This is a genomic window from Pseudarthrobacter sp. (genome assembly GCF_036675385.1).
Taxonomy (GTDB): domain Bacteria; phylum Actinomycetota; class Actinomycetes; order Actinomycetales; family Micrococcaceae; genus Arthrobacter.
On sequence record NZ_JAKFFD010000204.1, the window covers coordinates 1 to 12,389 of the forward strand.

Sequence of the window (12,389 nt, forward strand, 5' to 3'; positions counted from 1 at the left end):
GAAAAAGGGTTGTCGCGGTCCTGCGGAAACAATATTCCGAGGAGATTTAGCAAGATTACACCGCTGATGCATGAACCCAACGTAAGCAGAATCTGCATTAGAGTAGTGCCAGTCAAAATGGCGACTGCCACAATTGGCAGCGATACTACGGCCAAGCCAATCACCTGAGAACTTAGCAGAAGGAGCAGCGTTCGACCCGCCGATCCTGAGGTTCCAGGAAGGCGCCTGAGTGACCGAGTTGCAGAAAAATGATAGAGAGCCTGGGTAGTCAGGATACCAACTGAATATACAAGGTTATTAGGTGCTTGCACTAACAGTACTGCCGCAACGGCATACGTCCCCACTATTGCCAACCATGTATCCGCCCGCCGAATCCATACCAGGACGTACCAGCCAAGTTCTGTGGACGTCCATGTATGACGGAAGTTGATTCCAAAGAACTTCCGTCCCGTCGTATATGAGTCTGGGATTGTTAGCCAAGCGATAATCCCGGTCGAAATAGCTATAACGAAAAAGGCAATGACAGCCGCAAAGTCTCCGTAGGTCCTACCCAAAGTAACGAAGCTGTCGGTGAAGTGATAGCCAGGGCGCTGCTCTAGAAAATCGACGGACATAACATTCGCGAGTGTCTGCGTTATTGCAGCGAACGTTCCCAACAACGTGGCGCATACGACCAAGCTAACAAGAGTCGCAATGCGAGACAGTTTTAGAGCGTTCAGGATCCTCATAACAAGGTTGTTTATGATCAGAAGCACACTGAAAGCACATACCGCAGGAAATGCAATACCTTCTAGAATGAAGATTAACCCTGTAAATCCGGTCAGAATGACTACCGCGATACTGGCAGGGACGAATACGAGTCCGATGATTCCGAGAATTATAAGCGCTTCAAACGTTGTCAAGGCAGCCGACCGCTGCCGGTTCGTCAAAGGAAGCTGCCATGTGAAAGCCATCATGTCAGACGACCGACCGAAAAGGACTCGAACGAAGAGGAAGGCGAGGATGGTCCAATTGACCGTTGAAATGCTCGCTATGCGGACGAGAAACTCCAGAGTGCCTGCGTTGCCCACCACCGGCCACAGGAAGAGGAAAGCAAACAGGGTTAGAGCTGCCAGTGTGAGGATTGCAGCAGCCGCAGTGCCCAGCCTGAAAAATGAATCCCGCAAGAGGCCATGTGAAAGGACACGCCGACGCATGTACGTCGTCAGCAGGCGAACAAGCAGGAGGGTATTAGACGCTTTCATGCTCACTTCCGAACAGCATCTCATCAACCCATGACTTGAGCGTTGTCCCCTCTTTTTGCAGCTCCTCAATGGAAATCCGATCCAATATCAGCGCTTTCTTCATCACAACAACATCGTCGGCAAGCTCCTCGAGTATTGAAAAGTCGTGCGTGCACAGCAAAACACCCCTGCCGCGTTCTCTCATTTCAGCAAGGCGCCGCGCGCAATAGCGCTGTGCGTCCAGGTCGATCCCGTTGAAGGTCTCATCGATGACCGTTAGGGGTCGATCCAGCAGGAATGCGGCTAGGAATTGCACCTTCTTCCTCATTCCGTGTGAGTAGTCTTCGATCAGGTGCTCCTCCCGTCCGTCCATGCCTAACGCTTGGAATACAGCGCTGACCTCATCAGCACTGACCTCGGACGTTCCATACATTTGCTCGACTGCCCGGTAGTACTCGCGTCCGGTGAGAAAGTCAGGAAGAAAGTCTTCGCTGGGCAGGTAAATAGCTGACTTCTTCGCATCCAACTGCTGGTGATCCTGCCCGGACAGCTGGATTCGTCCCCGCTTAAGTTGGTAGTTATCAAAAATTAAATTGATCAACGTTGATTTCCCCGAGCCATTGGGACCTACGAGTCCAACAATCTGGCCCTCGCCAACGACTAAGTCTGTTTCGAACAGGACGATCGGCCCGGATCCGTACGAAAATGAAACCTTGCTAACGTCGAGTAAAGTCTTCACAAATTTGCCTTAATTCCCAAGTGAAGGGGAGCCTGCCAAGCAGACCTCCACAGGCTCCCCTAGTACCTAACTAGTTACACACACTCCATGAAGACCTCAAAGCCATTATTGAAGTAGAACCGGCCGCTGAAGCGCTTATTCTGGAAGATGACACACCACGCAGCCATGCCAAGCAGCACAGCGCCTCCGACCACAATCAAGATGGCAACTGCCACGAGGTACCAGGCATCAAACCGAACAAGTGATTCGTCAAAGCGACGTTTGATGTCTGCTTCAATAACGGCTCCCCCAGGAATCATGAGCTGAAGTGCTGTTCCCATTTAGATTTTCCCCCTTATTTGAGCGAGCCGGCGGAAAGTTTATTCCCTCCTTTAACCGGCACCCCCGCATGAGCGTAGCTAGTGTCGATGAGTTAATCAAAACGATGGAGTAATGGTTTACTGAACGACATAGAGGGCTTTCCCTAGTTTCAAGCCCATCAGGAATCCCGCCGCGCGGACGGTTGCACAGCTCCCGGCATTCGCCGAACAAGCTGCAAATGGTGGACGGTACGCGGACGTAGCCCATGACGTGTACAGACTTCTGATCCTTTCGCCGGCACAACAGGCCTCAGGCGGTCGGAAATCTCTGACCTCTATCCCGATGCTCTGACATTCGGTGGGAGGCCGCAGGTCGTCGTCCTGACAACGCTGGTACGCGTAGACGCGTGTCCACAGTTCAGGGACGCGCCCAAGTCCCGGAGGCCGCGAACAGTTCCGATCCCAAAAACCCACCAGGACCGTGGGTTTGCGGCGGCGCGAGGCCGTGACAAGTGCTCCTTTTCGCCGTAGCTTTGCTGCACGTGGCGATGGGGGATTGTAGTGGACTTCTTCGGAACCATCATGGGTCCGTTCAATTGGCTTGTATCCGCCGTCATGGTCGGAATCCATGACGTCCTGAGCAGCATGGGCATGCCTGCGGCAAGCGGCTGGACGTGGACTGTGTCCATCATCGGCCTGGTGCTGATCATCCGTGCCGCCCTGATTCCGGTGTTCCTGCAGCAGGTCAGCGCCCAGCGCCGGATGCGGCTCCTGCAGCCGGACCTGAAGAGGCTGCAAGAAAAGTACAAGGGCAAGACCGATCAGCTGTCCCGGCAGGCCATGGCCCAGGAACAGATGGCCCTCTACAAGGAACACGGGACCAACCCGCTGTCCGCCTGCCTGCCGATGCTCATCCAGGTGCCGTTCTTCTTCGCGCTCTTCCAAGTACTCTCCGGCATCCCAGCCGCAGCCAGGGAAGCCCACGGCATCGGAGCGATGACCCACGAACAGGCTGTGCAGTTCGACGAATCAAGCATTTTCGGCGCCCCGCTGTCAGCGTCCGTACTGCACGGCAGCGGTGGCGACCCCGCGGCGGTCGCAGTGCTGACCATCCTGATGATCCTGGCCATGACGGCCGCACAGTTCATCACGCAACGACGCATCGTGGCCCGGACCGTGCCTGACGATGCCGCAGACAATCCCCTCGCGCGCCAGCAGAAGGTGATCATGTACATCTTGCCGTTCGTCTTCGGTGTGGGCGGCGTACTCTTCCCGATCGGCGTCCTGATCTACTGGACCACCACCAACCTCTGGACCATGGCGCAGCAGTTCACCATCAAATGAAGGGTGCGCCTACCCATCCACTGCCGACGGCGGCACAATGGGCGGATGGGCCAGCTCATCTACTCAGGCATCATGTCCCTGGACGGCTACGTCGCGGACCGCGACGGCAACTTCAGCTGGAGCGAGCCGGACGAGGAAGTCCATACGTTCGTCAATGATCTCGAACGCGATGTGGGCACCTACCTTTTCGGCCGCCGCATGTACCAGGTCATGTCTGCGTGGGAAACCTTCGATACCCCCGATCAGCCGGACTACATCCGGGACTTCGCGCGGATCTGGCAAGGAGCGGACAAGGTTGTCTACTCCACCACCCTCACCGCCGCATCCACGGCCAAAACCAGGATCGAGCGGACCTTTGTTCCCGACGCCGTCCGGGACCTCAAGAACGCCACGGACGCGCACATCAGCATCAGTGGCCCCACGCTGGCCGCTGCCGCGCTCCGGGCCGGGCTGGTGGAGGAATGCCGCGTGTTCCTCAATCCGGTGGCCGTGGGAGGAGGCCTTCGCTTCCTGCCGGACGGGCAGGGCCTGCGGCTGGAACTCCTCGAAGAGCACACCTTTGGAAACGGCGTGGTCTACCTCCGCTACCGCACACAGGCATAAGGGGCAGAATGGGGGCATGACCAGCATCGTTATCATTGGCGGCCACGGCAAAGTGGCCCTCCACCTGTCCACGCTTCTTACAACCGAAGGTCACAGGGTCACGTCGATCATCCGCAACCCGGACCATGCCGCAGACGTCGCGGCTACCGGCGCCACGCCGTCGGTCCTGGACGTTGAAAATTCGACGACGGCGGCAATCGCCGACGCCCTCAGGGGCCATGACGCCGTGGTCTGGTCCGCCGGGGCCGGGGGAGGAAGCCCGGAACGCACCTATGCGGTGGACCGTGACGCGGCCATCCGGTCGATGGACGCGGCGGCGGAGGCCGGCGTCGGGCGTTATGTGATGGTGTCCTACCTGGGCGCGGGGCCGGACCATGGCGTCCCGGCCGAGAACAGCTTCTTTGCCTACGCGGACGCCAAAGCAGCGGCGGATGAGTACCTGCGCGGCACCTCACTGGCCTGGACCATCCTGGGTCCGGGGACGCTGACGGACCAGCCGGGAACAGGACTCATCGAAGTGGACCCCGGAACGGACGGCAGCCGGGCAACCTCCCGCAGCAACACGGCCAGTGTGGCCGCCGCGGTGCTTGACCTGCCCGAAACGGCGGGGCGGACCATCGAATTCCGTGACGGCACACTCCCGATTGCCGCCGCCCTGGAGCCGCAGCCGTAGCCGAGAGGCACCGGCCGCGACGCTGGAATAACACAGCGCGAAGGGACAGCTGAGGCCCCTGGAACCGATGCGGCTCCGGGCCTCAAATGTCCCTTCGCGCCGTTGGAGCACGAAGCCTACTCCGGAACCGCGAGCTCCAGGTCCAGGGTGTTCTTTTCCACGTAGTCGAGGGCGCACCGCACGGCTCCCACGGTCACGATTGAATCTCCCAAGGGCGAGACCGCCACCCGCGGGGGAGTGGCGGTGTACTTGGTCAGGTGCCTGGCGATCGGCTCGAGCAGCACGCCGGCGGAGTTCGCCACGGCCCCGCCAATGACCACGAGTTCGGGGTTGATCATGGTGGCGACGGCCCCGATGATCCGGGCCATCCTGTCGGCCAGCCGTTCAAGGATCTTCAGCGCCACGGCGTCGCCGTCCGCGGCGGCCGCGAAGACGTGCTCTGCTTCCGCGCCTTTGGCGGCGTGATCCCGGAGCGACGTCTTGGCCTTGCCCGCAAGCGCCTCTGCGGCCCATCTCCTGGCCAGGGACGCTATTCCGTAGGTGTCTCCCACTCCCTCCAGCATGTCGAGGAAGGCAAGCTCGCCGGCGCCTCCGCCGCGGCCGTGCAGCAGCCGTCCGCCGTCGATCACGCCCGACCCGAGGCGCTCACTCGCGAGGATGACCACGACGTCGTCCACGCCGGCAGCGGCGCCCCGCCAGCGGTCGCCCAGGGCGGCCAGGTTCGCATCGTTTTCCAGCAGCACCGCCCAGCCCCGCCGGTCCCGCAGGGCGGCCTTCAGGCCGACGTCGAACAGTCCCCAGAAGTGCTGCGTCACCAGCACCTCGCCGTTCCGGTCCACCGGCGCCGCAATGCCGGCGCAGACCGCCAGAACGGAATCGGGGGAGGCTCCCACGCTGTGGAGGGCCATCATGGCGGTGCGGTCAATGACGGCGATGCGTTCCTCGGCCGGGATGTCTGCTTCCGCGAAGGGCTGGCTGGACCTGCCGAGGGCCTTTCCGCGAAGGTCGGACACCACCACGGTGGCCTTGGAGACACCCACGTCCATGCCCAGAACGTAGCCTGCGCGTTCGTTGAGTTCGAACCGCCGTGCCGGCCGGCCTTTCTGGTAGCCGCCGAAGGCCCGCTGGTTTTCCAGCTCCCGGATCCAGCCTCGGTGCATGAGGTCCTCGCACACGGAGATGGCCGTGGCCCGGGTCAGTCCGGTGGCTTCCATAACGTCGGTGACCGTTACGGCCTGCGACGCGCGCAGAAAATCCAGGACGGCTCCGGCACTCACGCGCCTGAGCAACTGGGGCGTTGCGACGGAAATTTCGGACATGGTGTTGACCCCCTGTGTTCTGCACCACATAATACTTGAGAAACTAAATTTAGATTCCAAATAAACAATGCCTGGCCAGGTGGGCCGGACGGCCGCCGAGCCACCGGTCTTCAAAATCCTTCATTCAGCCTTTGCAAAGGAGCAACAGTGAACCGCATCCCGAAGCACTGCCCGCCTTCACCACAGTCCTCTCCCTGCCGTCCGTCGGCTCCCGCCCTGTGAGCGGCACCGTGCCCGCAACACTGCCCAGCAGGCGCTCGCTGTTCCGGGCGGCCGGCCTGGCCGGAGCAGCCGCCTTCCTTCCCCTCACCGGCTGCGCCGCCGGCGCAGGGCAGCAGGCTGGCGTCACCACCCTGCGGTTTATGCAGAACAAGCCGGAGGTGGTGGGCTACTTCAACCAGGTGATCAAGGACTTCGAAGCCCTGAACCCGGATCTCCGGGTCATCCAGGACTTCAATGAGGGCAACTTCGTCCCCGGCCTGGTCCGCAACGATCCGCCCGACGTCGTGACCCGGGGATTCGCGACCGAAACGGCTGAGTTCGTCCGGAAGGGAATCTTCGCAGACCTGTCCGGCCTTCCCGTGGCCAAGACTGTCGATCCGAAGTTCCAGGACCTCATCAGTTCGTGGGGACAATATAAGGGGAACGAAACCAGCGCCCTGCCGTTCTCCATTGCTGCGGCCGGGGTCATCTACAACCGGGACATCTTCGCAGCCCACGGTGTGGCTGTTCCAACCACGTGGGACGCCTTCATCGCCGCGTGTGAGACCTTCAAAGCAGCAGGCATCACGCCGATCTACGGGACGTTCAAGGACGCCTGGACCCTCCGCCAGGGTGCCTTCGACTACGTCACCGGCGGAATGCTGGACGTCGGGGGATTCTTCCGGGACCTGATGGCCAAGGGGGCCAACATCCCGCAGTCCGCCCCCGAGTCATTCAGCAATCACTACCGCTCCTCGCTGCCAAAAATCCTGCAGCTTGCGTCCTACTCGCAGAACGGGGCGGCCAGCAAGAACTACTCTGACGGAAATGCCGCCTTCGGCAAGGGCCAGGCCGCCATGTATCTGCAGGGGCCGTGGGCGCTCTCCCAGCTGGTTCAGGCCAACAAGGACATCAAGCTGGGCACCTTTCCGCTGCCGGTCACCAACGACCCGGACCAGACCAAGGTGCGCGTCAACGTGGACATGGCACTCTCCATCACCCGGAACACGCGGAAAAGGGCCGCTGCGGAGAGGTTCCTCAACTACCTGCTGGAACCGTCCGTGGTCAACACGTACAACGAGAAGAACGCGGCGTTCTCTCCGCTGATAGGCGCCCCTTTCGTGAGCAACCCCCATCTCCGCGGTGTTGCCGCCCACGTGGCCGAAGGCCGCTACTACCAGGGCGCCGGAACGTACTTCCCGCCGTCGGTCCCCATGAACAACTACATCCAGTCCTTCGTCTTCAACAAGAACGGTGAACAGTTCCTGACCACGGTCGACGACGAATGGCGCCGCGTCGCCGAGCGGACAGCGGTCTGATGCCCACTACGATTCCAGGAGCCCCCATGACCGCAACTGCCCTGCCGGCCGAGACAGCCACGGCCGCGCACAACGAGCCCGCCCGTGCGCCCGCCATCCGGTCCAAGCGCCGGATCGACCCCACGTACTACTGGATGGTGGTGCCGGTCCTCGCACTTTTCGCCTTCTTCATCACCCTGCCAGCGCTGGTTGGTGTGTTCTTCAGCCTTACCAACTACGCAGGCTACGGTGACTGGAAGTTCATCGGCCTGTCCAACTACGTCAACATCTTCAAGGACCCTGCAATCCTGCAGTCCTACATCTTCACGTTCGTCTTTGCCCTGACCACCACCGTGGTGGTCAATATCGTGGCCCTGGCGATCGCCCTTGGGCTGAATGCGAAAATCAAGTGGCGAACCGGCATCCGCACCGTGTTCTTCATCCCCATGGTGCTCTCAGCCCTGGTGGTGTCGTTTGTCTTCAACTACCTGTTCTCCAACACCCTGCCGGTGCTCGCTGAACGGTTCGGCTTAACGCCGCTTGCCACCAGCATCCTGGCCAACGAAAACCTCGCCTGGCTGGCCATTGTGCTTGTCACCGTATGGCAGGCCGCGCCCGGAGCCACCATCATCTTCCTCGCCGGGCTCCAGAGCGTCCCGGCGGAGGTCTACGAAGCCGCGGACCTGGATGGTGCCGGCAGCTTCCGCCAGTTCCTGAGCCTCACACTGCCCCTCATCCTCGGGTACCTGGTCATCAATGTGATCCTCGGGTTCAAGGGATTCCTGGGGACCTACGAGATCATCGTGGGCCTCACCGGCGGCGGACCCGGCATGGCAACCCAGTCAGTGGCCATGCGCATCTTCTCCGGCTTCACGGGTGGCGACTATTCCTACCAGATGGCCAATGCGGTCATCTACTTCCTGATCACTTTGCTGATCTCCGTCATCCAGCTGCGCCTCATCCAGCGCCGGGGGGTATCTCTCTAATGACCGCATCACTACTTCCACAGCGCAGCGCCCGCGTCCTCACAAAACGCCCGTCCAGCCGCGAAGGCTTCAAGATCAACTGGTGGCTCACCGCCCTGATGCTGGTGGCTTCGCTGACTGTCCTGCTGCCGCTGTACTTCACCGTGGCCATGGCGCTGAAGTCACCGGACCAGATCGGCACCGGTACAGGGCTTGCCTGGCCGAACCCGCTGAACTGGGAGAACTTCGCCGCTGCCTACGTGGCCACGAACTTCCCCCGGGCCTTTATGTCCACGGCATTCGTCACCGTCTTCAGCGTCCTGGGCTCGCTGGCCTGCAGTTCGCTGGTTGCCTACGCCATCGCGCGGAACTGGAACCACCGGTTCTTCCGCGGCTCCTTTGTGTACCTTCTGTCCGCCATGTTCATTCCGTTCCCGGTGATCATCCTTCCGCTGATCAAGCAGACGGCATTGCTCGGCCTGGACAACCCGGCCGGCGTCGTCTTCCTGCACGTGCTGGGCGGGATCTCGTTCAACGCGCTGCTGTACATCGCGTTCGTCCGGTCCATACCTGTGGAGCTGGAGGAATCGGCCCGGATTGACGGCGCCACCACGTGGCAGGTGTTCCGCAAGATCATCTTCCCGCTGCTGGCCCCCATGAACGCCACGGTGGGCATCTTCGCCTTCCTGGGCTCGTGGAACGACTTCCTGCTGCCGCAGATGATGATCGCCGACCCGGCCCTGCAGACCCTCCCCGTGGTCCAGATGCTGTTCCAGGGCGAATTCAATACGGACTACAGCCTCGCGTTCGCGTCCTACCTGATGGCCATGGCACCCACATTGGTGGTTTACATCCTGGCCCAACGTTGGGTACTGTCCGGAGTCATGCGCGGGGCCGTTAAATAGCCAGACCTATCCACCCAGCAAGAACAACCCAAACAAGAGAAAAGGATCATCCTTTGTCCACCACTGCCACGCTGGCAACCCTGTCCGATTCCGATCGTCTGGCCGATCCCAACTGGTGGCGCCAGGCCGCGGTCTACCAGATCTATCCGCGCAGCTTCGCCGATTCAAACGGTGACGGCATGGGTGACATCAAGGGCATCACGGCCAAGGTCCCGTACCTGAAGGCGCTGGGGATCGACGCCGTGTGGCTGAGCCCTTTCTATCCGTCGGCCCTGGCCGACGGCGGCTACGATGTGGACGACTACCGCGACGTGGACCCCAAGCTGGGCACGCTGGCGGACTTCGACGAGATGGCCAAGGCGCTGCACGCCGCCGGCATCAAGCTGATCGCCGACATCGTCCCCAACCACTCCTCGAACCGGCACGAATGGTTCAAGGAGGCGCTCGCCGCGCCGAAGGGTTCCGCCGCGCGTGAGCGCTACATCTTCCGTGACGGCAAAGGAGCCAACGGCGAATTCCCGCCGTCGGACTGGGACTCCGTCTTCGGCGGCCCTGCCTGGGAGCGCATCACCGAGCCGGACGGCACCCCCGGCCAGTGGTACATGCACATCTTCGCCAAGGAGCAGCCGGACCTGAACTGGGCCAGCCGCGAGGTCCGCGACGACTTCCTCAAGACCCTGCGCTTCTGGTCCGACCGCGGCGTGGACGGCTTCCGCGTGGATGTGGCCCATGCCCTCACCAAGGACCTCACCGAGCCGCTCATCTCCAAGGTGGAGCTGACCGAGGCCAACTCAGGGACGGACGGGTTCGACGACGGTTCGCACCCCTTCTGGGACCGGGACGACGTCCACGACATCTACCTCGAATGGCGCGAAGTCTTCAACGAGTACAACCCGCCCCGCACCGCCGTCGCCGAAGCATGGGTGCACGCTACCCGCCGTGCCCGCTATGCCAGCCCGGAGGGCCTGGGCCAGGCCTTCAACTTCGACCTGCTGCAGGCCGACTTCGATGCCGAGGATTTCCGCGAAATCATCACCCGCAACCTCGCCGAAGCCGCCGCGACCGGCGCGTCCTCCACCTGGGTTTTCTCCAACCACGACGTCGTCCGGCATGCCACGCGCTATGGCCTGCCCAAGGCGTCCAAGGGCAAGAAGCACGCCAAGGGTCAGGACGGGAAAGGCTGGCTGCTGGCTGGCGGACCCAAGGAAGAACTCGACGTGGACCTTGGCGAGCGCCGTGCCCGCGCCGCCACCTTGCTGATGCTTGCTGTGCCCGGCTCGGCCTACCTGTACCAGGGCGAGGAACTGGGCCTGCAGGAAGTGGCGGAGATTCCGGACTCCGAGCGCCAGGATCCCGCGTTCTTCCGGAACAGGGGCGTTGAGGTGGGCCGTGACGGCTGCCGGGTGCCCCTGCCCTGGAAGGTTGAAGGGACCTCCTTCGGCTTTGGCGACGGCGGTGCGCACCTGCCGCAGCCGGACTGGTTCAGCAAGTATGCGGTGGAGGCGCAGGACGGCACCGAAAACTCCACTCTGGAGCTGTACCGCACCGCCCTGAAGCTGCGCCGCGAACTGCAGGCCGGCGAGGAGCTGGAGTGGGTGGAGACCGGAAACCCGGAGGTCCTGCACTTCCGCCGCCCCGGTAGCTGGCAGTCCGTGACCAACTTCGGGGACACCGCCGTCGACCTTCCGGCAGGGACCGTCCTGGTCAGCAGCGCCCCTTTGGTGGACGGCAAACTCGGCGCCAACAGCACCGTCTGGCTGCGCTGACATAACCCAGGATCAAACAGGTGGCGGGACCCGGCCGGGCCCCGCCACCTGTGCGTCTGCCCCGGCTCATGAAAGGGTGAAGCAATGACCCAACACACCGTTCCATCCCCCGCGCAGGAACTCATCTACGGCTGCATGGGCCTGGGCGGCAGCTGGACCGACGAACCGCATCAGGTGCAGCATGTGGACGAGGCAGCCGCCGCCGTCGAGGCCGCGCTGGACGCCGGCATCACGCTGTTCGATCACGCGGACATCTACCGCAGCGGCAAGTCCGAGGCGGTGTTCGGCGAGGTCCTCGCGGCAACACCAGGCCTGCGCGACCGGATCCGGCTGCAGACCAAGTGCGGGATCCGGCTCCGCGAACGCGGGCTGGCCACGCACTATGACCTCAGCCGCGAATCCATCCTCGAGCGGGTGGACGGGAGCCTGAAGAGGCTGCAGACGGATTACGTGGACGTCCTCCTGCTGCACCGCCCGGATCCCCTGACGGACCTGGCGGAGGTGGCGGCCGCCGTCGGGCAACTGCTGGCCGACGGCAAGGTGCGGGCGCTTGGGGTGTCCAACATGTCCGGCGCGCAGATCGAGGCGCTGCAGGAACGGCTGGAGGTGCCGGTGGTGGCCAACCAGCTGGAGATGAGCCTGCTGAAGCGGGCCTGGCTGGAAAGCCAGGTACTGGTGAACCATCCGGAGTCGGTGGACTACAGCTTCCCGCACGGGACCCTGGAGTACTGCAGCAGCAACGGTGTTACCGTGCAGGCTTACGGCGCGCTGGCGCAGGGGTTGTACACGGGGGCAGCTCCGGAAAACCCGACGGCGGCGGAGACTGCCGCGGCCGCGATGGTTGCGGAGCTTGCCAGTGAGTACGGCACCACGGGGGAGGCCGTCCTCCTGGGGTGGCTGATGAAGCATCCGGCCGGCATTGCGCCCGTGATCGGGACCGTGAATCCGGCGAGAATCGCCGCCTGCGCGGACGCCGCCCGCGTGGCGGAGGCCATGACCCGGGCCGACTGGTACGGACTGTGGATTGCGGCGCGGGGCGGCACCCTCCCCTGAG

12 protein-coding genes are annotated in these 12,389 nt (G+C 62.4%); 8 read left to right on the top strand and 4 right to left on the bottom strand.

Features of this window, described 5'->3' with window-relative positions; translation table 11 throughout:
• The 3 genes from V6M49_RS17005 to V6M49_RS17015 all read right to left on the bottom strand — a co-directional run.
• On the bottom strand, positions 1–1,244 hold a 1,244-nt coding region (locus V6M49_RS17005; RefSeq protein ID WP_332762230.1), incomplete at its 3' end, for a hypothetical protein.
• Positions 1,231–1,962, bottom strand: a complete 732-nt coding sequence (locus V6M49_RS17010; protein ID WP_332762232.1) for an ABC transporter ATP-binding protein — start codon at positions 1,960–1,962, stop codon at positions 1,231–1,233. The genes V6M49_RS17010 and V6M49_RS17005, both read right to left, overlap by 14 nt.
• A gap of 74 nt (positions 1,963–2,036) precedes the next feature.
• Positions 2,037–2,282 (bottom strand): hypothetical protein, encoded by a 246-nt coding sequence (locus tag V6M49_RS17015; protein ID WP_141141262.1) that lies wholly within the window; start codon positions 2,280–2,282, stop codon positions 2,037–2,039.
• A gap of 540 nt (positions 2,283–2,822) precedes the next feature.
• Here V6M49_RS17015 and yidC point away from each other — a divergent pair.
• From yidC to V6M49_RS17030, 3 genes are read left to right on the top strand one after another with little or no spacing between them, the layout of a single operon-like run.
• Positions 2,823–3,605, top strand: a complete 783-nt coding sequence (yidC, locus tag V6M49_RS17020) for a membrane protein insertase YidC (protein ID WP_332762234.1) — start codon at positions 2,823–2,825, stop codon at positions 3,603–3,605.
• A 45-nt stretch (positions 3,606–3,650) separates the two neighbouring features.
• A complete protein-coding gene (locus V6M49_RS17025) occupies positions 3,651–4,208 on the top strand; it encodes a dihydrofolate reductase family protein (protein WP_332762236.1) in 558 nt (185 codons plus the stop codon).
• A gap of 16 nt (positions 4,209–4,224) precedes the next feature.
• Positions 4,225–4,881, top strand: coding sequence for an SDR family oxidoreductase (locus tag V6M49_RS17030; protein WP_141141259.1), 657 nt, complete (start codon positions 4,225–4,227; stop codon positions 4,879–4,881).
• 116 nt (positions 4,882–4,997) lie between these two features.
• Here V6M49_RS17030 and V6M49_RS17035 read toward each other — a convergent pair whose 3' ends face one another.
• A complete protein-coding gene (locus tag V6M49_RS17035) occupies positions 4,998–6,200 on the bottom strand; it encodes an ROK family protein (protein WP_332762238.1) in 1,203 nt (400 codons plus the stop codon).
• 131 nt (positions 6,201–6,331) lie between these two features.
• On the opposite strand from V6M49_RS17035, the gene V6M49_RS17040 reads away from it, so the two are divergent.
• The 5 genes from V6M49_RS17040 (at position 6,332) to V6M49_RS17060 (ending at position 12,388) form a co-directional block, all read left to right on the top strand.
• Positions 6,332–7,720 carry an ABC transporter substrate-binding protein gene (locus tag V6M49_RS17040; RefSeq protein ID WP_332762240.1) on the top strand — a complete coding sequence of 463 codons (1,389 nt, stop codon included), beginning with the start codon at positions 6,332–6,334 and terminating at the stop codon, positions 7,718–7,720.
• A 26-nt stretch (positions 7,721–7,746) separates the two neighbouring features.
• Positions 7,747–8,685 carry a carbohydrate ABC transporter permease gene (locus V6M49_RS17045; RefSeq protein ID WP_332762242.1) on the top strand — a complete coding sequence of 313 codons (939 nt, stop codon included), beginning with the start codon at positions 7,747–7,749 and terminating at the stop codon, positions 8,683–8,685.
• The gene (locus tag V6M49_RS17050) at positions 8,685–9,569 is read left to right on the top strand and encodes a carbohydrate ABC transporter permease (RefSeq protein ID WP_141141257.1); all 885 of its coding nucleotides are present in this window, start codon (positions 8,685–8,687) and stop codon (positions 9,567–9,569) included. The genes V6M49_RS17045 and V6M49_RS17050 overlap by 1 nt, the downstream gene beginning before the upstream one ends.
• A 53-nt stretch (positions 9,570–9,622) precedes the next feature.
• A complete protein-coding gene (locus V6M49_RS17055) occupies positions 9,623–11,335 on the top strand; it encodes a glycoside hydrolase family 13 protein (RefSeq protein ID WP_332762244.1) in 1,713 nt (570 codons plus the stop codon).
• A gap of 84 nt (positions 11,336–11,419) precedes the next feature.
• Positions 11,420–12,388: an aldo/keto reductase gene (locus V6M49_RS17060; protein ID WP_332762246.1), complete on the top strand. Its 969-nt coding sequence runs from the start codon at positions 11,420–11,422 to the stop codon at positions 12,386–12,388.
• The last annotated feature ends 1 nt before the right edge of the window (position 12,389 follow it).

Excerpts from the sequence above, each read along its gene's own strand:
- V6M49_RS17035 (WP_332762238.1), bottom strand. The coding sequence starts at position 6,200 with ATGTCCGAAATTTCCGTCGCAACGCCCCAGTTGCTCAGGCGCGTGAGT.
- V6M49_RS17015 (WP_141141262.1), bottom strand. The coding sequence starts at position 2,282 with ATGGGAACAGCACTTCAGCTCATGATTCCTGGGGGAGCCGTTATTGAA.
- V6M49_RS17025 (WP_332762236.1), top strand. The coding sequence starts at position 3,651 with ATGGGCCAGCTCATCTACTCAGGCATCATGTCCCTGGACGGCTACGTC.
- V6M49_RS17060 (WP_332762246.1), top strand. The coding sequence starts at position 11,420 with ATGACCCAACACACCGTTCCATCCCCCGCGCAGGAACTCATCTACGGC.
- V6M49_RS17030 (WP_141141259.1), top strand. The coding sequence starts at position 4,225 with ATGACCAGCATCGTTATCATTGGCGGCCACGGCAAAGTGGCCCTCCAC.
- V6M49_RS17045 (WP_332762242.1), top strand. The coding sequence starts at position 7,747 with ATGACCGCAACTGCCCTGCCGGCCGAGACAGCCACGGCCGCGCACAAC.
- V6M49_RS17050 (WP_141141257.1), top strand. The coding sequence starts at position 8,685 with ATGACCGCATCACTACTTCCACAGCGCAGCGCCCGCGTCCTCACAAAA.